Genomic DNA, 22918 nt, shown 5'->3' on the forward strand with positions numbered 1-22918 from the left:
GATGATGCTGTATGCACACGATGCATCTCACCCCTTCTACTTTTTTTAAACTGAGTATTATTAGTTTATGTTTAATTTTAGCTGCATGTAATCAGCAAGAAACAACTCAAACCTCAGCCTCAGCTCCTGTAAAAATTGAGCTTATTCCTCAAGATCTTATTGCAGTTAAAGAAGGAGCTCTTGATTCTCAAACTGCATTTACAGGAACTATTCGTGCGGTTCAGCAAAGTTCCATTCAGGCGCAAGTAAGCGCAACAGCGACGAATGTCACTGCAAATGTCGGCCAACAGGTACAAAAAGGTCAAGTTCTGGTGAGATTGAATAATCAGGACAATGTTGCACGATTAGCGCAAGCACGCGCCAACCTTGCATCAGCTCAGTCACAAGCTGAACTTGCTCGTAATTTGATGAACCGAAAACAAAGATTATTTAATCAGGGTTTTATTGCTCGTGTCGAGTTTGAACAAAGTCAGGTTGACTATAAAGGCCAGCTTGAAAGTGTAAAAGCACAACAAGCCAATGTTGATATTGCTAAAAAAGCGGATCAAGACGGAATTATTACTAGTCCAATTTCAGGTGTGATTACTAAACGCCAAGTTGAACCTGGTCAAACTGTTTCAGTTGGACAAACACTATTTGAAATCGTAAATCCTGATCAACTTGAAATACAGGCCAAGTTGCCAATTGAACAGCAATCTGCGCTTAAGATAGGTAGCAACATTCAATATCAAATTCAGGGCAATTCAAAACAATTAAATGCAACGCTAACTCGCATTTCACCTGTTGCAGATCAAGATAGTCGACAAATTGAGTTCTTTGCTGCTCCTAAAGAAAAAATTGACTCGTTAAGTATTGGAGCTTTCATTAATGGAAACATTTTGCGCAATGACACTCATCAAGGCCAAACTATTCCTTTAGACAGCATTCAAAATATACAACATGACCCGTTTGTATGGGTGATACGCAATCACACCATTCAAAAAGTTAAACTTCGGGTGGTTGAACAGCGTTATAACAACAATATTGCTTTAGTCGAAGGTTTACAAAGCACAGATCTGGTCAGCCGTATTCAATTTGAAGATTCCGACATTAATAAAAAAGTGACGGTTACAACCGACAAAAATAAATAAGGTAGCAAATAGCGTATGTGGTTTACTCGAATCAGTGTGAAATACCCCGTTTTTACCATTATGATGATGCTCAGCTTAATGGTACTCGGGTTGGCATCTTGGAAACGTATGACTGTCGAAGAGTTTCCAAATATAGATTTCCCATTCGTAGTAGTCACTACACAATATGCGGGTGCGTCCCCAGAGGCTGTTGAGTCAGATATAACAAAAAAACTTGAAGATCAAATCAATACAATTTCAGGAATTAAACAGATTACCTCACGCTCAAGTGAAGGCCTTTCAATGGTGATTGCCGAGTTTAATCTTGATACTTCTTCGGCGATTGCTGCTCAGGATGTTCGTGACAAAATTGCACCCGTCACAGCGCAGTTCCGTGATGAAATTGATACACCGATTGTGCAACGCTATGACCCCTCTTCTAGCCCAATCATGTCAGTCGTATTTGAATCAAACAGCATGAGTTTGGCGCAATTAAGTTCGTATGTAGATAAAAAAATTGTGCCTCAGCTTAAAACGGTTTCGGGTGTCGGTAATGTGAATTTATTGGGCGACGCTAAACGGCAAATACGAATAAAGGTTATTCCTGCACAATTGCAAAGTTACGGTATTGGTATTGATCAGGTCATTAACACCTTAAAAAATGAAAATATTGAAGTGCCTGCAGGGACCTTACAACAAAAAAACTCTGAACTGGTTGTACAGATTCAATCGAAAGTTATTCATCCCCTTGCATTTGGTGATTTGGTGATTGCCAATAAAAATGGTTCACCCATTTTTTTAAAGCAAGTAGCAACTGTTGAGGACACACAAGCCGAACTACAATCGAGTGCCTTTTATAATGGAAGAACTGCGGTCTCAGTCGATATCTTAAAAAGCTCCGATGCCAATGTAATTAAAGTCGTCGATCAGACTTATCAAACGTTAGAGAAATTAAAAGATCAAATGCCTGCGGGTTTAGATTACAAAGTCGTAGCTGATAGCTCTAAAGGTATTCGCGCTTCAATCAAAGATGTGGTTCGAACCATTATTGAAGGTGCTGCTTTAGCAGTTCTTATTGTTTTACTCTTTTTAGGCTCTTTCCGCTCTACAGTTATTACCGGTTTAACCTTACCGATTACTTTGCTCGGAACCTTAACTTTTATTTGGGCTTTCGGGTTTAGCATTAACATGATGACGCTGTTAGCTTTGTCACTCAGTATTGGTTTACTCATTGATGATGCAATTGTAGTTCGGGAAAATATCGTCCGACATACTGAACTGGGCAAAGACCATGTGACCGCTGCTCTTGAAGGGACAAAAGAAATTGGTTTAGCTGTACTCGCAACCACGCTTACTATTGTGGCAGTCTTTCTACCGGTAGCCTTCATGGGGGGACTGATTGGACGCTTCTTTTATCAATTTGGTGTAACGGTCAGTACGGCTGTTTTAATTTCAATGTTTATTAGCTTTACACTCGATCCAATGCTTTCAGCTCATTGGAAAGATCCTGTAAAGAAAAAAGATAATTGGCTACAACGTTTTTTTAACCATATTTCTAATTTGCTAGATCGGCTTACTCATGTTTATGAAAAGCTATTAAAGCTTGCTCTACGCTTTCGTTTTATTACCGTCATCGTTGCAATCGCTTCATTATTTGCTGCATTAGGGCTATCGAAACTGATTGGAACCGAATTTGTACCTACACCAGATAAAGGTGAAGTCCGTATCCAGTTCGAGACTCCTGTAGACTCTTCTTTAGAATATACTCAAGCCAAATTACATCAGGTCGATCAAATTATTAGACAATTCCCTGATGTGGTTTCCACTTATGGCGTGGTTAACAGTGAAGTAGACTCTGGTAAAAACCATGCTGGTTTAGGAGTGACCTTAAAGCCAAAACAAGAACGTAGCTCAGATCTAAATACACTCAATAATGAGTTCCGTGATCGTTTGCAAACTGTAGCGGGTATTCGAGTAACTTCTGTTGCCGCAGCACAAGACTCTGTCTCTGGCGGACAAAAGCCAATCATGATTTCTATTAAAGGATCTGACCTAAATGAACTACAAAAAATTTCAGATCGCTTTATCGCTGAAATGGAAAAAATTAAAGGCGTAGTTGATTTAGAAAGTTCATTGAAAGAACCCAAACCTACTTTGGGTGTTCATATTAATCGCGTGCTGGCAAGTGATTTGGGCTTATCTGTTTCCCAAATTGCGAATGCCATTCGACCATTAATTGCGGGAGATAATGTCACCACTTGGGAAGACCGTGATGGTGAAACTTATGATGTGAATTTACGTTTAAATGAAAATAAACGTATGCTTCCGCAAGATGTTCAAAATTTATATATCAACTCTAATAAAACCAATGCAGCTGGACAAAATATATTAGTTCCATTGAGTGCAGTCGCAACAACCGAAGAAAAGCTCGGTGCTTCACAAATTAACAGACGTGACCTTGAACGTGAGGTTCTTATTGAGGCGAATACCTCTGGTCGCCCGAGCGGAGATATTGGTCAAGACATCGATAAAATGCAAAAGGCATTTAAGTTACCTGCAGGCTATACATTCGATACTCAAGGAGCAAACGCCGATATGGCTGAATCTGCGGGATACGCTTTAACTGCTATTACCCTATCGATTGTATTTATTTATATCGTGTTAGGTTCTCAGTTCAATAGCTTTATTCATCCCGCAGCAATTATGGCATCTTTACCTTTGTCATTGATTGGTGTTTTTCTTGCCTTATTCCTGTTCCAAAGCACCCTAAATCTGTTTTCGATTATTGGTATTATCATGCTGATGGGGCTTGTCACTAAAAATGCGATTTTGCTGATCGATTTTATTAAGAAAGCGATGGATCAGGGTGTGAGCCGTTATGACGCTATTTTACAAGCTGGTAAGACCCGTTTACGTCCAATTTTGATGACCACAAGTGCTATGGTGATGGGGATGGTTCCCTTAGCTTTAGGTCTCGGCGAAGGCGGTGAGCAAAGCGCACCAATGGCTCATGCGGTTATTGGTGGTGTGATAACCTCTACTCTGTTGACACTTGTGGTTGTACCCGTCATTTTCACTTATCTGGATGACTTGAAAAACTTTATGCTGCGTCAAACACGACGATTCATGTCATAATGCAGCGATTATCGTATAATCTGCGTTTTTATAACGCTTAACTTTTAGGACTTTTTCCATGCGCGCAAGCCGCTTTTTATTTGCAACGTTGAGAGAAACCCCAAATGATGCTGAAGTGATTTCACACCAGCTCATGTTACGTGCGGGGATGATTCGTAAATTGGCATCTGGTTTATATACATGGCTGCCGATGGGAACACGTGTGCTTAAAAAAGTAGATGCGATTGTTCGTGAAGAAATGAACCGTTCAGGCGCAATGGAAGTATTCATGCCCGTGACTCAACCCGCAAGTCTTTGGGAAGAATCAGGTCGATATGAACAATATGGCCCTGAATTATTACGTTTTAAAGATCGTCATACGAACCCATTTGTACTTGGGCCAACGCATGAAGAAGTTATTACTGATATGGCGCGTAACGAATTAAAAAGTTATAAGCAGCTTCCTGTAAATTTCTATCAAATTCAAACTAAATTCCGTGATGAAATCCGTCCACGTTTTGGTGTAATGCGTTCACGTGAGTTCATCATGAAAGATGCTTATTCTTTCCATGCAACTCAAGAATCATTACAAGAAACTTATGATGTGATGTACGACACTTATAGCCGTATTTTCACTCGCTTAGGTTTGGATTTCCGTCCAGTACAAGCTGATACAGGTTCTATTGGTGGTTCAGCTTCCCACGAATTCCACGTATTGGCTGCTAGTGGTGAAGATGACATCGCATTTTCAACTGAATCTGATTATGCAGCAAACGTTGAAATGGCTGAGGCTGTTTTAGTGGATGAACGTGCAGCACCGACACAAGAATTTAAATTGGTTGAAACGCCAAACCAAAAAACGATTGATGATGTCTGCCAATTCTTAAATGCTGATCCAAAGCAATCTGTTAAAGCATTATTGGTACAAGGCATTGCTGATGAAAAAGGTAATGTTCCTGTCGTTGCTCTATTTGTACGTGGTGACCACGAACTTAATGAGATTAAAGCTGAGAAGCATCCTTTAGTTGCTTCGCCTCTTACTTTTGCAACTGAAGAACAACTTCAAGCATTTGGTTTAACTGCTGGCTTTACTGGTCCACAAGGTTTAGTCGAAAAAGGCTTAACCGTAATTGTTGACCGTGCTGCATCGGTTCTTTCTGACTTCGTTGCTGGTGCAAATGAAGCGGACAAACATGCGGTTGGCGTAAACTGGGAACGTGATGCGCAAATTAGCGAAATTTTTGACTTACGTAATGTGGTTGAAGGCGATCCATCTCCAGATGGCAAAGGTACACTACAAATTAAACGTGGTATCGAAGTAGGTCATATTTTCCAGCTTGGTACTAAATACTCTGAAGCTTTAGGGTGTAAAGTTCTAGGTGAAGATGGCAAACCATTTACAGTAACCATGGGATGCTACGGTATTGGTGTAACACGTGTTGTTGCAGCTGCAATTGAACAAAACTACGATGACAAAGGTATTATCTGGCCTCAAGCCATTGCACCATTTGAAATTGCAATTGTTCCAATGAATGCGCACAAATCACCACGTACTCTTGAAGCAGCAGAGTCTCTGTATGCAGAACTTCAAGCTCAAGGTTTTGACGTATTACTTGATGATCGTAATGAACGCCCAGGCGTTAAATTCTCTGACCTTGAGTTAATGGGTATTCCACACCGTATTGTGATTGGTGAAAAAGGTCTTGATGCGGGTACTTTTGAATATAAAGGTCGCCGCGATGCTGAAGCGAGCAATTTAACTAAAGAAGAACTTTTAGCTAAGTTAGCGCGTTAATAAATACCTAAATAAAAAAGCAGCTTTTCGAAGCTGCTTTTTTTAACTCAATTTTATGCCTGAACGGTTAAGTCTTTGATATTGGTTGATGAACCATTGTTTTTAACCGACTCGATTCCTTTATCTCGTGAAGCTTCACTTGCATAGAATTGACTCGTGCCAATAATTTGATGATTTGCAGCTTTTAAATTGAAATAAGGTTTCCCATTCTTTGCAGTTAAACGCTCATATCGGGCGTCATCACCACTGTTTTTCTGAATTGACTCAATACCATTTACAGCAGAAGCTTTTGCCTTATATAGCTCACTATTTAAAATAGGTTCACCATTTCCTGCCTTCAAAATAAAACGATATTGACCATCACTCGCTTGTGAAATTTCGTACCATCCTGCCATAAAAACCTCATTTTTTTGTTGGTGTGGGTATGACTTTCGTTATTATTCTGGACGAAAGTTATTTGTTATTAATGACAATATAAAGGCGTAAATATTCCTTGAACAGTCCATTTTTTATACTTTTTCGTAATAAAATTATAATGATGTTAGGAATTTAAAAAGCAGAGATATAGACATATATCTCTGCTGAAATGTAATAATAATTAACAGTTTAAGCTTTTTTTACAAATTCAGATTTTAGCTTCATCTGACCAATACCATCAATTTTGCAATCAATATTGTGGCCATCACTTGCATCTGGAACTAAACGAATCGTTTTTACCTTTGTCCCTACTTTAACGACTGAAGATGAACCTTTAATTTTTAAGTCTTTAATTACAGTGACGCTATCACCATCTGCCAAGACATTTCCATTTGCATCTTTAATAATTTCTTGTTCTTCAGTTGCTGATGCTTCTCCTTCTTTCCACTCATGTGAACATTCAGGACAAATCAATAAGTCGCCATCTTGGTAAGTATATTCTGATTGGCATTTTGGGCAGTTTGGCAAAGACATGAAAAAAATCTCAAAAAGTATATTATGCGAGATATGACTCATTTTTTAAAGTTTTAAATAAGAGACTTTTACCAAAAAAAAATTTATATATTCATTTTAAGTTTTTACTTAATAAATATTCTTTCAAAATAATTGCGTGATTGTTTTCAACATCTTTGGCTGAATATAAAAGTGTGATCGTATTCTTCAATGCGATTTGTTGTAGCTCTTGAACTGCGGAATTGGTCTCAAGCTCTTTTAAATAGCGCTGTTTAAACTCTTGCCAATGATCTGGTGTTGCAGCATGGAACCACTTTCTAAGTTCAGTTGAAGGAGCCACTTCTTTTAGCCACAAATCCAAGTGGGCATTCTCTTTACTAATTCCCCTGCTCCATAGGCGGTCAACCAAAATTCGCTTACCGTCACTAGAGTCGGCCTTTTCATAAATTCTTTTAATATGTATATCCATTTCTGACACCTACTCAGCTCAATCTAAATATCATTGGCTTAATCATCACATTGATTTGCCTTCCTCTACAATCTAAATCTTTTGCGCTAAATATTATCTCAATTTGCCATTACTGATTAATTCAGGCATATAAATTGCTTTTGAATTTTTCATTATTTTATCAAATGGTAAAAAATGAAATATTATATTTATCCGTGTTCATCTCAAAAAGACGCCCCTTATTTGATTTTCTCATCTGGCTTAGGTGGTCATGCTAGTTTTTGGAACCCACAACTTGAATCGTTGAGTACGCATTTCAACATCGTGACTTATGACCAAGAAGGCTGTCACCAAGACAGTGCTTTATTACCTGCACACTACCATATATGTGACATGGCAAATCAAGTACTACACTTATTAGAACATCTTCAAATTCATGAGTTTCATATGATCGGGCATGCTTTGGGTGGCATCATCGGAATGGAACTCGCAAAGCAACTAAAATCTAGCTCAATTACCATGCTCAGCCTGACACTGATTAATGCGTGGGATGAACTAGATGCGCATACACAAAAATGTTTTGATGCCCGTATCGCATTGTTAGCCTCTGCGGGTGCTGAAGCCTATGTACGTGCACAGGCATTATTTTTGTATCCTCCAGCATGGATTTCTCAAAATCATAGCCACATTAAAAGTACCGAAGATATTCAGCTCCAAGGTTTTCCGCCCAAGACAAATGTATTTGCACGACTCAAAGCATTGATGCGCTTTCAATTACAAGCAGAGCACTTACAAGCATTGCAAGACACTGCAATTCATATCGTTGCCAATCAAGATGATTTTTTAGTTCCAGCACATAAATCACAAGATATTTTTACCAAACTTGGTCATGGTCAACTCTGCATTTTACCCTCTGGTGCCCATGCTTCCACAGTGACCGAATCTCAACAACTAAATCAAACTTTCATTCAATTTTTCCATAGCATTAAGGCCTTATCATGAATGCAAAAATATTAAATATGTTAGATCAACTCTTTTTAGAAGCTAGAACCCACAGCACGTGGTTAGATAAAGCCGTCAGCCCCGAGCAAATTCAACAAATTTATGATCTGGTCAAAATGGCGCCAACTTCTGCCAACTGTAGTCCTGCTCGTTTTGTATTTTTAACAACACCTGAAGCTAAACAAAAACTCAAGCCAGCATTGTCGTCTGGCAATGTAGAAAAGACGATGACAGCTCCTGTCACTGTTTTGGTTGCAACCGATGCAAAATTTTATGACAAACTGCCAGAACTATTTCCGTATGCTGATGCAAAATCATGGTTTACATCAAGTGAAGCCGAAGCACATGAAACTGCCTTTCGTAATAGTTCATTGCAAGCTGCATATTTAATTATGGCATGCCGTAGTTTAGGTTTAGATACTGGTCCAATGTCTGGTTTTGATGCGAAACAAGTTGATGAGCTATTTTTTGCAGGGACAAATCATCATATTAATCTTATCATTAACATCGGCTATGGCGACCCTCAGAAAGTTTATACACGCCTTCCCCGTTTAAATTTTGAGGAGGCTTGTCGAGTGGAATGAGTTAAGTCCATAACACCCTCTTCAATCTCAAAAGAGAAATACCTTAGTCCTACACGGCGACTTCAATGTCGCCTTTTTTTGTTCTGCTGCTTTATAAAATTGGATGTCATACACACTCCAAAAGCAAAATTGATCAAATGATGCACAATGAAGCAAGTTAGTTCCTCCTTGGTGCATAATTGCATTATTTTTTACCATTCGATAAAAATTATACCAAACAATAAATTCAAAACATTGATAAATATATAAATATTAAAGTTGGCACGAGCTATGCATTATTAAAAATACAAACAAATACTGAAAATTATATCGTTTATAGCTTTCAGTTCAGCTTCCTAAACTCACGATGGGGAATCAAGATGAAGATCGGCGTTTTTTGTCCAATTGGAAATAATGGCTGGCTGCTTTCAGAAAATGCACCGCAATATAAACCTACCTTTGAGTTAAACAAACAAATTGTACAACGTGCTGAACACTACGGTTTTGACTTTGCCCTTTCCATGATTAAGTTGCGTGGTTTTGGCGGAAAAACTGAGTTTTGGGACTATAACCTTGAAACATTTACCCTCATGGCAGGTCTCGCTGCTGTCACCAGTAAAATCCAAATTTATGCAACCGCTGCAACACTAGTCATGCCTCCTGCAATTGTGGCACGTATGGCATCGACCATAGATTCGATTTCCAACGGTCGCTTTGGACTGAACGTCGTGACCGGATGGCAAATGCCTGAATATTCCCAAATGGGTATGTGGCCCGGCGATGAATATTTTGCTAAACGCTATGATTACTTATCTGAATATGTCGAAGTTTTGCGTGAACTTTGGGCAACCGGAAAATCAGACCTAAAAGGCGAGTTCTTCCAGATGAATGATTGTCAGGTCAAACCACAGCCTCAAGCTGATATGAAAATTATCTGTGCAGGACAATCAGATGCTGGTTTAGCTTTTTCCGCAAAATATGCTGACTACAACTTTGTTTTCGGAAAAGGTTTAAACACACCGACAGCCTATGCCGAAATAAATGATCGCTTAAAAGCTCAAACTGACAAAACTGGACGCAATGTACAGACCTATGTGTTGTTTATGGTAATTGCTGCCGAAACAGATGAAGCTGCAAGGCAGAAGTGGCAACACTATAACGACGGTGCGGACATGGAAGCTATTCGTTGGCTACAAGACCAAGGTGCAAAAGATAAAGTGTCTGGCACTGACACCAATATTCGCCATATGGCCTCTAGCGTTTCTCCCGTCAATATCAATATGGGCACCATTGTTGGCTCTTTTAAAAATGTCGCAAAAATGCTCGATCAAATTTCCGAGATTAAAGGGACAGAGGGAATTTTGTTGACCTTTGATGACTTTTTACAAGGCGTAGAAGATTTTGGTCAACGCATTCAACCGCTCATGAAATGTCGTGAAAGTGTCGTTCCCGAACTGGCAGAGCAAGCCGCACCAACTGTTTTGGAGAAAAGCGCATGAATGAAATGTCTAATATTGTATGTGCAGAATTCACGGCACAGATTGGTACAGGCAAAGTGTTGAAAGCCGAACCTGAACATATTCAATTAGCAGCAGAACAAACTGCGCTTATTGTGATTGATATGCAAAATGCCTACACCTCTTTAGGTGGGTATTTAGATTTAGCAGGTTTTGATGTCTCAAAGACTAAACCCGTAGTCGAAAATATTAAAAAGGCGATTGATGCTGCACACAGTGCAGGGATTCAGGTCATCTATTTTCAAAATGGCTGGGATAAAAACTACGTCGAAGCTGGTGGTCTAGGCTCACCAAATTTTCATAAATCCAATGCCTTAAAAACCATGCGTAAACGCCCCGAATTACAAGGCCAACTTTTATCTAAAGGCGGTTGGGACTTTGCTTTAATTGATGAGTTACAACCTCTTCCACAAGACATCATTATTGAAAAGCCACGTTATAGCGGTTTCTTTAACACAGCGCTCGACAGCATTTTACGTGCTCGTGGCATTCGTAATTTGGTCTTTGTAGGTATTGCCACCAATGTCTGTGTCGAGTCGACCTTACGTGATGGTTTCTTTTTGGAATATTTCGGTGTTGCACTTAAAGATGCTTGCTATCAAGCCGGACCTCAAGAGGCTCATGACACAGCCCTATATAACATTAAAACTTTTTTTGGCTGGGTATCTGACACCAATAGTTTTATTGAAACCTTTAGTTCGGCATCAACATTGCTACAGCAATCTGCCTAATTCATACATTTAATTTTATCTAAAATTTTTGATTTGGAGCATCTTATGTCTAAACAAGTTGTTATTCCTGAAGGAACATCGGCACCACTTGCACCCTATGTTCCTGCAACCAAAGCAGACAATATTGTGTATGTCTCAGGCACATTAGCTTTTGATGAAAATAATAATGTGGTTTGTATTGGTGATGCTGCAGGACAGACTCGCCATATTTTAGAAACAATCAAAAAAGTGATTGAAACTGCGGGTGGCACCATGGATGACGTAACGTTCAATTCCATTTTCATTAAAGATTGGGCGGACTATACCGCAGTGAATACGGTATATGCAGAATATTTTCCGGGTGACAAACCTGCTCGCTTTTGTATCCAGTGCGGCTTGGTGAAACCCGATGCCTTAATTGAAATTGCATCGATTGCCCATGTGGGATAAACGATGTCACTGATAAAAACCTTCAGCATCATAACTGATGTGATGTTTTAGCCTCGATTCATTGTAATGATCATGCATTGGGGTTGGAGAGCAATCATGCAAAAAAGAGAAGAGAAACAGGTTTTAACTCCATCTGCTATTCAGCAGGCTCAAACATGCTCAACACACTTAGAAGTAGATCAGCATACTTTTAGACAAGGCATGGCAAATCTTGGAGCAGCAGTGAATGTCATCACGACAGATGGACCTGCGGGACAGGCTGGCTTTACAGCCTCCGCTGTATGTAGCGTAACCGATACACCACCGACACTATTGGTTTGTCTCAATCGCTCAGCATCTGTGTTTAATACTTTTAAACAAAACGAGGTGCTTTGTGTCAATACTTTAGCTGCCCATCAAAGTACGCTATCTACAATATTCGGCGGAAAAACACCAATGCCAGAACGCTTTGCCCATGGGGAATGGAGCAAGCTACTCACTGGTTCTCCGATTTTGAATGAGGCCTTGGTGTCATTTGATTGTGAAATTGTACAAAGCATGAGTATCGGTAGTCATGACGTCTTGTTTTGTGCAGTCAAAGCAATGAAACACCAAAGTGGACTTAATGCACTTATGTACTTCAACCGCAGTTATTGCGAATTACAAACAGCATGCTAATGCAGATAAAAAATGAAAAAGAGGATCTGTTATGCGAACAAAAGAATCTTGGTTTCCTAAATTTAAGCCGCACACAGGTAATTTAGAAACTCCCGTACAAATTGATGAATATCTCCCTCCCGGTAAAAGTATTGTTTTGGGGTTACAACATGCTTTTGCTATGTTCGGAGCAACTGTTTTAGCTCCGTTACTCATGGGCTTTGATCCGAACCTCACCATTTTTATTACTGGTATTGGCACCATCTTGTTCTTTTTAATTACAGGTGGGCGTATGCCTAGCTATCTCGGATCAAGTTTCGCCTTTATTGGTGCAGTCGCTGCAGCCACAAGCTATGCAGGGGTTGGATCAAATCCCAATTTAGCTGTGGCGCTGGGCGGTACAATCATTTGCGGTTTGATTTATGCATGCATCGGTTTAATTGTCATGAAAACTGGAACTGCATGGATTGAAAAACTCATGCCACCCGTGGTCACTGGTGCAATTGTCATGATTATTGGTTTAAACCTTGCACCTGTAACAATCAAAAGCGTTTCGACAAATAGCTTTGACACGTGGATGGCAGTCATTACCATTTTATGCATTAGTGCCGTTGCTGTTTTTACAAGAGGTATGATTCGCCGCCTTCTATTACTCATCGGGCTCATCAGTGCTTATTTTATTTATTTCCTACTCACTAATATCTTAGGGTTAGGCAAACCCATCGATTTTAATGCAATCAGTCAAGCTGCATGGTTTGGCCTACCAACTTTTCACTCACCTGTTTTTAGTGTCAAAGCTATTTTATTGATTGCACCTGTTGCGCTTATTTTAGTCGCTGAAAACTTGGGACATTTTAAAGCGGTTTCTGCCATGACAGAACGTAATTTATCACCATATATGGGGCGTGCTTTTTTTGCAGACGGTATCTGTACAAGTTTATCAGCTTCTGTTGGTGGTACAGGCATGACGACTTATGCTGAAAATATTGGAGTAATGGCTGTAACTAAAGTCTATTCAACGACTATTTTTGTGATTGCGGGACTATTTGCAATTCTACTCGGTCTATCTCCTAAATTTGGAGCAATCATTAGTACCATCCCTGTTGCTCTATTAGGCGGTGCGTCCATTGTTGTCTTTGGCTTAATTACTGTAGCTGGAGCAAAAATTTGGATCGATAACAAAGTTGATTTCACCAAAAATAGTACTTTAATCATTGCAGCAGTCAGCCTGATTATGGGTGCTGGTAATTTAAGTCTACATATTGGGCCATTTGACCTAGGGGGTATTGGAACTGCGACACTTGCAGCAATTGTGCTTAACCTATTACTCAACAGAACGGAAAAATCCGAAAGCCAATCTATTGAAAAATCAGTAGAACCGCTTAATTCTGTCCCACATCTCTAGTTCTGGAGAAACTCCTTGATTCAAAGTGTTTCATTTATCGGTTTAGGTGCAATGGGATGGCACATGGCTTCCCATTTAACCCAAGTATGCAGCCAAGTCTATGTTTGGAATCGTACTTTTGCTAAAGCAAAGCAACATGAACAAACCTTTGGTACGCAGGCTGTAGACCTGACACAAGCTCTACAAGCAGATATTATCTTTTCATGCCTACCGACTAGCCAAGATGTAGAAAATTTAATTGCGGATTCTCAACTAAAACAAGGCTGTATTTGGGTGGATTGCACTAGCGGTGTGCCAGAGACTGCAAGAAAACTCAGCCAACAGCTCAAAGTAAATGGAGTTGATTATTTAGATGCACCAGTTTCAGGACAAACGATTGGAGCTGAACGAGGAACTCTCACGGTAATGGTCGGAGGTGACGAGTCTGCTTTTAAAAGAGCAAAACCAATCATTCAAGCATTTGCTAATTTAGTTGAATATGTCGGCGAAAGTGGTGCTGCCTTTGCAGTAAAAGCCATCAATAACACATTAATGGCAACACATCTTTGGGCGTTGGCAGAGGGATTAAGTATCCTTAAATCTCAAGGCGTAAATTTACACTCCGCAATGAACTGTATTAACCACTCTAGTGGCAAAAGTAATGTTTCAGAACATATCATGATGCAACGTATTTTAAACCGCAAATTTGAAAAAACTTTTGCATTAGATTTATTACAAAAGGATATTGGAATTGCACTAAATCTCGTTACTCAAAATAATTTGGAACTTCCAGCTTTTAGTCTTATTCAGCAACAGTTTAATCAGGTTTCCAAACCCGATGCACAACAAGTCGATTTTTCAGCCATAGTTAAGCTATTGGAACAACAAAACCAACTAGAACTATGTTAAGAGTAGGTCATACGACCTACTCTTTTTTATAAGAAAAGCAGAGTAACTTTATTGATCTGGAATTTCAGCTTCAATCAATAAGGTAAGCAAAGATAGGGATTCTTGCCACCCTAAATAGCAGGCTTCCACAGGAATAACTTCAGGTATTCCTTCTTGCGTAATATGCACTTCTGTACCTACCAATACGCTTTTTAATGTAATAGTAACCTGCATAGTCCCGGGTAAATTTGGGTCATCGAATTGATCGTTGTAGCGAATTAGTTCATTTGGAACTAATTCCACATATGTTCCGCCAAAAGCATGGGTTGAACCTGTTGAAAAATTGGTAAAACTCATTTTGTATGAGCCACCAACATTTGCATCAAAACTATGAACTTTCGCAGTAAAACCGTGGGGCGGTAACCACTTGACTAAAGCATCTGGATCTAAAAATGCACGATAGACTCGCTCGGCTGGTGCCTTAAACACGCGATGAAATTTCACTGTACCTGTTGCCATCATATTCTCCTTATTTTAATTTCCTTAAAATTATTGAAATTATGGCTATTAGCTTAAACCTTCCGATTTATCCGAACGTATATTTTTGGTGTTTTTTTAAACAAAAAAGCCAGCTTCAGGACAAACTCAAATTACGAAAACTATGGCTGATTTTTTAGTAAAAATGGAGCAAAATAGTCAGCAATCATAAAGAAACATATTGAATTTGAGATTAATCATGAGTCTGCTCGCTTTCTCCTCATATGCTTTAAACGGTGTAGATGCACAAAAGTTTTTACAAGGCCAAGTTACTGTAGATACTGAACGTTTAGCTGAAAATGAAACTCGCTATACAGCTATTTGTGATCTTAAAGGTCGTATTCATTTTGGCTTATGGCTAAAGAAGATGAATCCTGAAAGTTTTGAAATTGTAGTTACTCAAGATCAAGCTGAAGAGTTTGCCAAGCACATTAAAAAATATGGCGCCTTTTCAAAAATGACCTTAAGTGAACAAGGCGCTGTGTTCCCAAAAGTTGTGAATCATCAAACTGAATTCACTACTGCTGAAACTGATATTTCAGAATGGCAAAAACAAGCCATTATGACTGGTCAAGCTTGGATTACACAGGCTACTGAACATGAATTCCAGCCCCAAGAATTGCGTTTACATCAACGTGAAGGCGTCAATTACGACAAAGGTTGTTACTTAGGTCAGGAAATTGTGGCGCGTCTTTGGTTTAAAGCAAAACCAAAACACTGGTTACATCTTGTACAAGGCACAGGTGAAGCGCCTGCTTCAGCAACTCAATTAAATAACGATGTTGAAGTCGTCAATAGTATTGCAAATGATGAAAGCTATCTTGCTTTAGTTGTTGCTAAACCTGCTGCTCTACAAGAGTTAGGACTTCAAGTTCTTGAGTTACCTGAAGCTTTAAGTGGTGATGTTGCAAGACCACAATAATAATTTTTATTAGTCCAAACTGCCCACTGCTAAGTTAGTGGGCTTTTTTATAGATACAAAACACTAATGATTTCATTAGATTAGAACATCAATTTTTTAAGCTTTATATGCCATCATTAGCCCTGTTGAAATTAAAGAGAAAAAAGATGAAAACTAAACTTGCTACACTCATGTTGAGTCTGGCTATTTTCGGTTCTGCTCATGCTGATGTTAAAACCCTTGAACAAAATCTTAAGACGAATTATCCCGATTTGCCTGTAAAAGGTGTTTATCAATCGCCTGTGCAAGGCATTTATGAAGTCTATACAAGCGGCCGTATTGTTTATACTAATCAAGATGCGAAGTACTTTTTTGTTGGTAATTTAGTCGACATCAAACAACAAAAAAATATGACTGAAGAACGTATTGCCGAATTGGGTAAGATTGACGTTAAAAGTTTGCCATTAAATCAGGCGATTAAATATGTAAAAGGTAAAGGCGAACGTACGCTCTATGTCTTTAGTGATCCAGATTGCCCTTATTGCCAGCGCCTAGAACAAAATATGGTTGGTGTTGATAACGTAACCGTATATGTGTTCCTTTATCCTCTTACTAGTTTGCATCCAAATGCTGAAAAAGTTTCAAATCAAATCTGGTGTTCAAAGAATCCGGCAGAAGCTTGGACAAACTATATGCTTAATCGCAAATTACCGACTAATAGCAAAAGTTGCTCAAGCCCAATTCAGAAAAATATTGCTTTAGGTCAAAAATTAAATATCGATGGAACACCTACCCTGTTCTTGCAAGATGGCCAAAGACTCTCTGGTGTACCAAGTGATGCCAAACAAATTGAAGCATTACTTCAGTCAGCAAAATAATAATATTACCCACTCCGTTATATGAATGTGAGTGGGTATTTTTTCTCCACAATTTGCCCAAAGTGCAGTGCTTTATATACAAATCGGCTGTTTACTTTCAGCAATCAATATTTATGATGAGAAATTGAAACTCTTTCATGCATCAATGGATTGATGTAGCTACGAAGTAAAAGGTTAAAAAGAAATGAAGAAATTACTAATCGCAAGCCTAATCACCCTTTCAAGTGCATCAATTTTTGCAGCTGATAACACAGCGACTGCTGCTAAAACCGATGTTTTTAAACAAGCTGAACAACTCTACGCAGCAAAAAACTACTCCGCTGCATTTCAAGAAATGCAACGCCTCGCCCAAACAGGTAATGCCCAAGCTATCTATAACTTAGGCTATATGACTCAAATGGGCCAAGGTACAGCAAAAGACTCTTCTAAAGCTCTTAAATATTATGAGGATGCTTCAAATAAAGGTTACGCCCAAGCGAGTTACACACTTGCACAAATTTATGAGACTGGTGAATTAGGGGTTGCCAAAGACAGCAACAAATTCAGTCAATATGTTCAAAAGGCATCGGCTCAAGGTTCTGATGATGCAACTGTGAAAATTGCGACAATTTTATTTGCTCAGAAAAAACCGCAGTCACATCAAATTGCCCTTCAAAAATTGGCGCCTTTAATTCGAAAAGGTAACTACCCTGCTATTCAGGTCAAAGCACTCTATGACATTAGCCAAGGGGTTGAAAATAAAAATCCTTTAATGAAACGCCAAGGTATCGAAGCTTTACAGTCAATTGCTCAAAAAGGCTATGCGCCTGCGTCTATGGCTTTAGCAACCATGATGGCGAATGGCAATATCATTCCACAAAACTTACCACAGGCTAAAAAAATCTTTACTGAACTTGCCAATCAAAATGTTCCAAATGCTAAAGAATCGTTAGCTTCGGTTGATAAGATTATTGCAGAAAAGAGCAAACAGGCTGCAAATGCTCCCGCACAGCCAGCACCGAAAAAATAATAAATGATGAGCCCCCTTATGGGGCTTTTCTTTTACCACCACAAAGCAATAAGCCAGCTCACCCCAATAAAACCGACAATTGTACTAATCATAAGCGGTGTTAACGCTTTTTCATTTAAGCCATAGGCTTGTCCAAAAATTCCGAAAGCAATCGGCATTGGTAAAGCAGCGATTAATGTTCCTGCGTAAAGCATTTCACGGCTTACATTTGGAGTTATTAAAAAAAGTGTAAAAATAACAGATGGCATTAGCACAACTTTAAATGTCGCTAACAAAACACTTTCTATGTTTACCGTTGTTATTCCAATACCTACTAAACTTCCGCCAATTGCAAACAAGGCCAAAGGCGAAGCTGTACGCCCAAGTAACTCTAAAGATTGGTCAAGCGTTGCAGGAAGATTAACATCTAAAAGAATGCATCCCATCCCAACCAAAATAGCGATAATGACAGGGTTCTTGAGTAAGTTTAAAAAAGTCTGTTTTAACAGCGGTAAAAGATTTTGTTGTTGATGTAAACCAGCTTCGGCCAGAATGAGCATCAGCGCCACAATCAATAAATTTTCAATGATGAGTGTTAAAGAAATATAAATAGCAGCATGATTACCTATCAACATGGTTAAAATAGCTGTTCCCATAAATCCAGTATTGGACATAGATGCGCCCATCGAAATCACGGCGCTATGGGTTAAACTATTTTTAAAATATTTTCGATAGAGAATAAAAGCCAAGAAAAATAAAATTAAAGATCCACCGCCATACGCAAGAAAATAAGCTGGGTGCCAAATGTCTTGTAAGTTTTTATTTGCCAAGGAATGGATTAAAAAAGCTGGTAAGGAAATTTTAATTACAAATGCGCTAAGAGCCCTGATCTGTTCAGGTGTTACCAATTTAATGAGGACACAAACATAGCCCATCAATAGCAATATCAAGATAGGTAAAATAACCTGAAAAACCACTGACCGTCCTCACTTAGCGAAAGAAAAATGGGCAAAGATGACTTTGCCCAATACAATTAAAAGAGTTAAAAAGTTGTTTTAATCCATGTGGTTGGCAACGTAAATACTGAGGTGCAATTTTCACTTCTGCCCCTAAAGCCGCTGCTGCATGCCAAGGCCATCTTGGGTCGTACAACATTGCACGAGCAAGACCAATAGCATCAGCTTGCTGGTTTTCCAAAATTTGTTCGGCATGTTCTGGCTCAGTAATTAACCCTACAGCAATAACTGGAATGGACACATGCTTTTTGACTTGCTCAGCAAATGGAACTTGGTAACCTGCCCCAATCGTAATAGATTGATGCTCGTGCAAACCACCACTAGACACATGCACATAGGCTGCGCCCAATTGCTCTAAAGCTTTTGATAAACCCACTGTAGATTCAACATCCCAGTGCTCGATGCTCTCTAACCAATCAGTCGCAGAGAGTCTAACACCAACAGGATAACCTTCAGGTACAGCGAGTTTAATTGCCTGAAGAACCTCAAGAGTCATACGCATACGGTTTTCTAAAGAACCGCCATATTCATCAGTACGCTGATTGGCAATTGGCGATAAGAATTGATGAAGTAAATAACCATGTGCAGCATGAACTTCAATCAACTCAAACCCAGCTTCTACAGCACGTTTTGCAGCTGCTGCAAAGTCTTGTTGAACCTGTTTAATCTCAGCAATGGTCAAAGCATGGGGTGCTGCATCATGAACAGAAAAAGTACTTTCACTTGGTGCAACCGTTTGCCAACCATGAGGCTGATCTTTTGCAATCTGACCTTTACCTAACCACGGTTTTTCAGTAGATGCTTTACGCCCTGCATGTGCTAACTGAATTCCAAATGGCATTGGTGAAAGTGTATGAACCTTAGCTAACAACGTTTTAATTTTGTCACGTTGTTGATCATTCCAAAGCCCAAGATCAGCATAGCTAATCCGACCTTCAGGTTGTACAGCAGTCGCCTCTACAATACAAAGCCCAGCGCCAGATAATGCATAATTTGCCCATTGCTGTTCATGCCAATAGGTAATTTCACCATCATCTGTTGCCGAATATTGGCACATCGGAGCAATTACAATTCTATTGACCAGTTGTAGTGAACCAAAGTTAACCGTTTCAAATAATTTTGCCATTTTTAATTCCTAGAATTGCTTAATTACACGTAAACCTGCACTCCAGTTACGCCCATCCGCTGGTTCAAAGTAGCGTCCAACTGGTTGAGTTGAATCATTTACGATCACTGAACCTGCATAGTTTTTATCAAATAGGTTATCTACACGGGCAAAGCTATTCACTTTCCAGTCGCCCATTACCCATGCATAACCCACATTAGCTGAGGTTACACTGTAGCTTGGTGCTGCGTCACTGTTGGTATCATTCACGTATACTTTATCCATATACTGTACATCTACACCGCCATATAGACCGTGCGATGGCTGCCAAGCTAAAGAGGCATAAGCTTGGTTTTTAGCAATTCCAGGGATAGCATTGCCCGCTGGAATTTGAGCAATACTTCCTAAAGCTGGAATATCAGCATCAAAAGTTGCATCTAAATATGTATAGCTTGCAGTCGCTGTTAAATCTCGCCACAACTTTTTATTCCATGCAAACTCGGCGCCTTCACGTAAGGTTTTATCTGCATTGCGGAAGGTTGATCGGCCATTTGAGTTACCTGCAGAAACGATGTCATCTTTGGTTTTAGTTTGAAAAACTGCCAAAGTAAAATCACCTAATTGGTTTTGTGATTTTAAGCCTGTTTCATAGGTATCACTTGTTGATGCCGTTAAATCAAAATTAAAACCACTTTCTCCATCTGGACGATATGCCATTTCAGTAAAAGTTGGCGTTTCAAATCCTTTGGCATAACTCACATAGGCCATCAGTTCAGGTAAAATTTGCCAGCTTAAAGCAGCAGAGGGCAAAACTTTATCGTAATTTGTTTTGCCACTATCATCACCGTTCACAGTTCCATACTGATCAGGTCCTGAAGTAAAATGATCTTTTGATTTATAATGGACATTGCTATAGCGTACCCCCGTGTCTAAACGCCACGTTGGTAAGAACTGCCATGACGCTTGTAAATAGGGATCGATATTCCACAAAGTATTATCTTCATCACGGCGTAAATTACCTTTAACACCATAAACATTGTTTACATTAAAATTTTCAAAGCCTTTACGTTCTTCATCCATTATATCAAGTGCAACACCAATGCTTAGAGTAGTATTTGGAAGTAACTCTTTACCCGTCCAGCGGAAGTCAGCGCCATAATAATTACGCTCAAAATCAATGACTCCACCAGCATGCTTTGGGCTGGCTTGACCTGAATAAATAGGCTTACCCTCTTCTAGCTTCACTTCACCTTTAGGTATAGATTGATATTGAGTGACTTGGCGATTACCTAAATATGCCATAGCATACAGTTCATTTTTATCATTAATCGGTTTAGCCCATGTCACACCCGTTTGAGTTTGTTCAATATCTTTACGGACATTAAATTGCTTTAAAAATGGAACTTGTTGCTTTGGATTAGCATTCCACTGGTCATGCGTTAGTCCCTGCGGATCGTCTGCATGAATTTTTACGTAGTTGGTTACCCAGTTGATTTTACTACCATCATCAAGATTCCAACTGAGCTTTGCATTATTTAGTACTTTTTCTGCACCGCTATGTTCTCGGTAACCATCAGTATCGAAATACGATGAACTAATAACATAGCTTGGTTCATTCGCACCCTTTGCTCCACCTTGTAGCACGAGCCCTGCTCGGCTTTTATCGTGACTGCCTCCCGAATAGCTCAGCTCAATTGAATCTTTGCCTTGCCCTTCTTTAGTAGAAGTTAAAATTGTCCCACCCGATGAGTTTCCATAAAGTGAAGAAAAAGGTCCTGTTAGAACTTCAACATGGTCCAGACTACTTAAATCGATATTAGACGTTTGGCCTTGTCCATCCGGCATTGTTGCAGGAATACCGTCGACATAAAGGCGAATACCACGGACACCAAAAGTAGAGCGTGCACCAAAACCACGCATAGAGAGCTGTAAATCTTGGGCATAATTTTCACGATTACGAATCTGCAAACTCGGTACACCTTTCACAACTTCGGTTAAATTTACTTGTGAAGAAGTATCAACTTGAGGTGCATCTATCCGAAAAACCGAGGCCGGTGTCTGCAAATAGGTTGTATCGGTACGGGTTGCTTCCACATGTAATGTTGGCAATACAGTTACGTCTTGTGTTAAATCTTCTGCCCAAACAAGTGGGCTAGAAATACAGCCCATACTCATCAAAATACAGTAATGCAGTCGGTCTAAGCGTAATAAGGACATGCTTATTTCCTTTATTTATATTGTAGTTATGATAACAAAAAGCGGTGTCTTGTCTGGATATTGAATTCGATCTGCATTGTTGTAAATCTGGAACACTCTTCACCAATATCTAAAAATTGATTTCCAGATTAAAATTATCGACTCAAAGATGGATGATCTTTCCAGCAATATCGTTCAGGCCAATGTTTTGCTTCTTCGGCATAATCAATTCCAATCCGTGGCGTTAGAACTACTTCTGGTTGCGTTGATGCCGCTTCAACCCACAGTCCAGACTCCTCTCCCAAGGTTTGTCCTTTTAAAGTCCGATCAATCCCTAAATAGCGTGTCAATTTGCCGGGTCCAGCTAAAAGCTTATAGTCTTTTTTAGTTGAAGCACTATTTAAAAATGCAGAACGAATCATTACCCCTTCAGGCACACCTTCTGTCTGAGTAATAAGATTGAGCATTTCATACATGCCATAAATTAAATAGACGTAAATCATGCCACCAGAGCAATACATTACCTCTGTTCGAGCGGTGCGTTTGTCATTGTAACTATGGCAAGCTTTATCACGAACGCCCAAATAAGCTTCAGTTTCACTAATTGTACAGCGGATCACTTGGCCATCAGGTTGTCGCTTACACAATACGCAGCCGATTAAATCATAAGCTACTTCTGAGGTTTCACGTTGAAACCAGCTTAATGGTAAAATATCTGACATAGTAATCTCTGAAATATTACATACCACAC

23 protein-coding genes are annotated in these 22918 nt (G+C 39.4%); 15 read left to right on the plus strand and 8 right to left on the minus strand.

Going from position 1 to position 22918, the window contains the following annotated elements:
* Window positions 1-20 precede the first annotated feature (20 nt).
* Genes HMPREF0013_RS21730 through HMPREF0013_RS21740 form a run of 3 tightly spaced genes read left to right on the plus strand, consistent with a single transcriptional unit; the run spans window position 21 to window position 6018 of the window.
* Window positions 21-1130, plus strand: coding sequence for an efflux RND transporter periplasmic adaptor subunit (locus HMPREF0013_RS21730; RefSeq protein WP_078210303.1), 1110 nt, complete (start codon window positions 21-23; stop codon window positions 1128-1130).
* 15 nt (window positions 1131-1145) lie between these two features.
* Window positions 1146-4244: an efflux RND transporter permease subunit gene (locus tag HMPREF0013_RS21735; RefSeq protein WP_002116481.1), complete on the plus strand. Its 3099-nt coding sequence runs from the start codon at window positions 1146-1148 to the stop codon at window positions 4242-4244.
* Window positions 4245-4302: 58 nt separating this feature from the next.
* Complete coding sequence (locus HMPREF0013_RS21740) at window positions 4303-6018, plus strand: proline--tRNA ligase (protein ID WP_002116382.1); 1716 nt, start codon at window positions 4303-4305, stop codon at window positions 6016-6018.
* 53 nt (window positions 6019-6071) lie between these two features.
* Here HMPREF0013_RS21740 and HMPREF0013_RS21745 read toward each other — a convergent pair whose 3' ends face one another.
* The 3 genes from HMPREF0013_RS21745 to HMPREF0013_RS21755 all read right to left on the minus strand — a co-directional run bounded on the left by HMPREF0013_RS21745 (window position 6072) and on the right by HMPREF0013_RS21755 (window position 7417).
* Window positions 6072-6413 (minus strand): YegP family protein, encoded by a 342-nt coding sequence (locus HMPREF0013_RS21745; protein ID WP_002116533.1) that lies wholly within the window; start codon window positions 6411-6413, stop codon window positions 6072-6074.
* Between the two features lie 211 nt (window positions 6414-6624).
* Window positions 6625-6969: a zinc ribbon domain-containing protein YjdM gene (locus tag HMPREF0013_RS21750; protein ID WP_002116259.1), complete on the minus strand. Its 345-nt coding sequence runs from the start codon at window positions 6967-6969 to the stop codon at window positions 6625-6627.
* Between the two features lie 91 nt (window positions 6970-7060).
* Complete coding sequence (locus tag HMPREF0013_RS21755; protein ID WP_002116230.1) at window positions 7061-7417, minus strand: DUF488 domain-containing protein; 357 nt, start codon at window positions 7415-7417, stop codon at window positions 7061-7063.
* 174 nt (window positions 7418-7591) lie between these two features.
* Between HMPREF0013_RS21755 and rutD the strand changes: the two genes are divergently transcribed.
* The 8 genes from rutD to HMPREF0013_RS21795 all read left to right on the plus strand — a co-directional run bounded on the left by rutD (window position 7592) and on the right by HMPREF0013_RS21795 (window position 14567).
* On the plus strand, window positions 7592-8398 hold the full coding sequence (gene rutD, locus HMPREF0013_RS21760) for a pyrimidine utilization protein D (RefSeq protein ID WP_002116479.1): 807 nt from the start codon (window positions 7592-7594) through the stop codon (window positions 8396-8398).
* On the plus strand, window positions 8395-8982 hold the full coding sequence (locus tag HMPREF0013_RS21765) for a malonic semialdehyde reductase (protein ID WP_002116218.1): 588 nt from the start codon (window positions 8395-8397) through the stop codon (window positions 8980-8982). Before rutD ends, HMPREF0013_RS21765 begins: the two co-directional genes overlap by 4 nt.
* Before the next feature lie 359 nt (window positions 8983-9341).
* Window positions 9342-10460: a pyrimidine utilization protein A gene (rutA, locus tag HMPREF0013_RS21770; protein WP_002116551.1), complete on the plus strand. Its 1119-nt coding sequence runs from the start codon at window positions 9342-9344 to the stop codon at window positions 10458-10460.
* Complete coding sequence (rutB, locus tag HMPREF0013_RS21775) at window positions 10457-11209, plus strand: pyrimidine utilization protein B (RefSeq protein ID WP_002116538.1); 753 nt, start codon at window positions 10457-10459, stop codon at window positions 11207-11209. Before rutA ends, rutB begins: the two co-directional genes overlap by 4 nt.
* 45 nt (window positions 11210-11254) lie before the next feature.
* Window positions 11255-11638 carry a pyrimidine utilization protein C gene (gene rutC, locus HMPREF0013_RS21780; protein ID WP_002116077.1) on the plus strand — a complete coding sequence of 128 codons (384 nt, stop codon included), beginning with the start codon at window positions 11255-11257 and terminating at the stop codon, window positions 11636-11638.
* Between the two features lie 66 nt (window positions 11639-11704).
* Window positions 11705-12295, plus strand: coding sequence for an NADH-dependent FMN reductase RutF (rutF, locus tag HMPREF0013_RS21785; protein ID WP_078210294.1), 591 nt, complete (start codon window positions 11705-11707; stop codon window positions 12293-12295).
* A 31-nt stretch (window positions 12296-12326) separates the two neighbouring features.
* Window positions 12327-13679 (plus strand): pyrimidine utilization transport protein G, encoded by a 1353-nt coding sequence (gene rutG, locus HMPREF0013_RS21790; RefSeq protein ID WP_005804680.1) that lies wholly within the window; start codon window positions 12327-12329, stop codon window positions 13677-13679.
* 15 nt (window positions 13680-13694) lie between these two features.
* Entirely contained in the window at window positions 13695-14567 is an 873-nt protein-coding gene (locus HMPREF0013_RS21795) for an NAD(P)-dependent oxidoreductase (protein WP_002116212.1), read from the plus strand.
* Window positions 14568-14615: 48 nt separating this feature from the next.
* Here the strand turns inward: HMPREF0013_RS21795 and HMPREF0013_RS21800 are convergent, their stop codons facing one another.
* Window positions 14616-15068, minus strand: a complete 453-nt coding sequence (locus tag HMPREF0013_RS21800) for an SRPBCC family protein (RefSeq protein WP_014207573.1) — start codon at window positions 15066-15068, stop codon at window positions 14616-14618.
* A 38-nt stretch (window positions 15069-15106) separates the two neighbouring features.
* Between HMPREF0013_RS21800 and HMPREF0013_RS24785 the strand changes: the two genes are divergently transcribed.
* The 4 genes from HMPREF0013_RS24785 to HMPREF0013_RS21815 all read left to right on the plus strand — a co-directional run bounded on the left by HMPREF0013_RS24785 (window position 15107) and on the right by HMPREF0013_RS21815 (window position 17871).
* Window positions 15107-15223 carry a hypothetical protein gene (locus tag HMPREF0013_RS24785; RefSeq protein WP_002116161.1) on the plus strand — a complete coding sequence of 39 codons (117 nt, stop codon included), beginning with the start codon at window positions 15107-15109 and terminating at the stop codon, window positions 15221-15223.
* A gap of 59 nt (window positions 15224-15282) precedes the next feature.
* Window positions 15283-16005 (plus strand): YgfZ/GcvT domain-containing protein, encoded by a 723-nt coding sequence (locus HMPREF0013_RS21805; RefSeq protein WP_002116094.1) that lies wholly within the window; start codon window positions 15283-15285, stop codon window positions 16003-16005.
* A 146-nt stretch (window positions 16006-16151) separates the two neighbouring features.
* A complete protein-coding gene (locus HMPREF0013_RS21810; protein WP_002116329.1) occupies window positions 16152-16862 on the plus strand; it encodes a DsbC family protein in 711 nt (236 codons plus the stop codon).
* Between the two features lie 184 nt (window positions 16863-17046).
* Window positions 17047-17871, plus strand: a complete 825-nt coding sequence (locus HMPREF0013_RS21815; RefSeq protein WP_002116390.1) for a tetratricopeptide repeat protein — start codon at window positions 17047-17049, stop codon at window positions 17869-17871.
* 32 nt (window positions 17872-17903) lie between these two features.
* Here the strand turns inward: HMPREF0013_RS21815 and HMPREF0013_RS21820 are convergent, their stop codons facing one another.
* The 4 genes from HMPREF0013_RS21820 to HMPREF0013_RS21835 form a co-directional block, all read right to left on the minus strand.
* The gene (locus HMPREF0013_RS21820; RefSeq protein ID WP_002116119.1) at window positions 17904-18827 is read right to left on the minus strand and encodes an AEC family transporter; all 924 of its coding nucleotides are present in this window, start codon (window positions 18825-18827) and stop codon (window positions 17904-17906) included.
* Between the two features lie 13 nt (window positions 18828-18840).
* Window positions 18841-19992, minus strand: coding sequence for an NADH:flavin oxidoreductase/NADH oxidase (locus tag HMPREF0013_RS21825; protein WP_005804681.1), 1152 nt, complete (start codon window positions 19990-19992; stop codon window positions 18841-18843).
* Window positions 19993-20001: 9 nt separating this feature from the next.
* Window positions 20002-22188, minus strand: a complete 2187-nt coding sequence (locus tag HMPREF0013_RS21830) for a TonB-dependent receptor family protein (RefSeq protein WP_002116187.1) — start codon at window positions 22186-22188, stop codon at window positions 20002-20004.
* Window positions 22189-22322: 134 nt separating this feature from the next.
* Window positions 22323-22889 carry a DNA-3-methyladenine glycosylase gene (locus HMPREF0013_RS21835; RefSeq protein ID WP_002116032.1) on the minus strand — a complete coding sequence of 189 codons (567 nt, stop codon included), beginning with the start codon at window positions 22887-22889 and terminating at the stop codon, window positions 22323-22325.
* Window positions 22890-22918 lie beyond the last annotated feature (29 nt).

This window comes from Acinetobacter sp. SH024 (genome assembly GCF_000163635.1).
Classification (GTDB): Bacteria; Pseudomonadota; Gammaproteobacteria; order Pseudomonadales; family Moraxellaceae; genus Acinetobacter; species Acinetobacter pittii.

Bases quoted from the DNA above. Each gene is read 5' to 3' on its own strand.
- HMPREF0013_RS21730 (WP_078210303.1), top strand. From the start codon at position 21: ATGCATCTCACCCCTTCTACTTTTTTTAAACTGAGTATTATTAGTTTA.
- HMPREF0013_RS21735 (WP_002116481.1), top strand. From the start codon at position 1,146: ATGTGGTTTACTCGAATCAGTGTGAAATACCCCGTTTTTACCATTATG.
- HMPREF0013_RS21740 (WP_002116382.1), top strand. From the start codon at position 4,303: ATGCGCGCAAGCCGCTTTTTATTTGCAACGTTGAGAGAAACCCCAAAT.
- HMPREF0013_RS21745 (WP_002116533.1), bottom strand. From the start codon at position 6,413: ATGGCAGGATGGTACGAAATTTCACAAGCGAGTGATGGTCAATATCGT.
- HMPREF0013_RS21750 (WP_002116259.1), bottom strand. From the start codon at position 6,969: ATGTCTTTGCCAAACTGCCCAAAATGCCAATCAGAATATACTTACCAA.
- HMPREF0013_RS21755 (WP_002116230.1), bottom strand. From the start codon at position 7,417: ATGGATATACATATTAAAAGAATTTATGAAAAGGCCGACTCTAGTGAC.
- rutD (WP_002116479.1), top strand. From the start codon at position 7,592: ATGAAATATTATATTTATCCGTGTTCATCTCAAAAAGACGCCCCTTAT.
- HMPREF0013_RS21765 (WP_002116218.1), top strand. From the start codon at position 8,395: ATGAATGCAAAAATATTAAATATGTTAGATCAACTCTTTTTAGAAGCT.
- rutA (WP_002116551.1), top strand. From the start codon at position 9,342: ATGAAGATCGGCGTTTTTTGTCCAATTGGAAATAATGGCTGGCTGCTT.
- rutB (WP_002116538.1), top strand. From the start codon at position 10,457: ATGAATGAAATGTCTAATATTGTATGTGCAGAATTCACGGCACAGATT.
- rutC (WP_002116077.1), top strand. From the start codon at position 11,255: ATGTCTAAACAAGTTGTTATTCCTGAAGGAACATCGGCACCACTTGCA.
- rutF (WP_078210294.1), top strand. From the start codon at position 11,705: ATGATCATGCATTGGGGTTGGAGAGCAATCATGCAAAAAAGAGAAGAG.
- rutG (WP_005804680.1), top strand. From the start codon at position 12,327: ATGCGAACAAAAGAATCTTGGTTTCCTAAATTTAAGCCGCACACAGGT.
- HMPREF0013_RS21800 (WP_014207573.1), bottom strand. From the start codon at position 15,068: ATGATGGCAACAGGTACAGTGAAATTTCATCGCGTGTTTAAGGCACCA.
- HMPREF0013_RS24785 (WP_002116161.1), top strand. From the start codon at position 15,107: ATGGCTATTAGCTTAAACCTTCCGATTTATCCGAACGTATATTTTTGG.
- HMPREF0013_RS21805 (WP_002116094.1), top strand. From the start codon at position 15,283: ATGAGTCTGCTCGCTTTCTCCTCATATGCTTTAAACGGTGTAGATGCA.
- HMPREF0013_RS21810 (WP_002116329.1), top strand. From the start codon at position 16,152: ATGAAAACTAAACTTGCTACACTCATGTTGAGTCTGGCTATTTTCGGT.
- HMPREF0013_RS21815 (WP_002116390.1), top strand. From the start codon at position 17,047: ATGAAGAAATTACTAATCGCAAGCCTAATCACCCTTTCAAGTGCATCA.
- HMPREF0013_RS21825 (WP_005804681.1), bottom strand. From the start codon at position 19,992: ATGGCAAAATTATTTGAAACGGTTAACTTTGGTTCACTACAACTGGTC.
- HMPREF0013_RS21830 (WP_002116187.1), bottom strand. From the start codon at position 22,188: ATGTCCTTATTACGCTTAGACCGACTGCATTACTGTATTTTGATGAGT.
- HMPREF0013_RS21835 (WP_002116032.1), bottom strand. From the start codon at position 22,889: ATGTCAGATATTTTACCATTAAGCTGGTTTCAACGTGAAACCTCAGAA.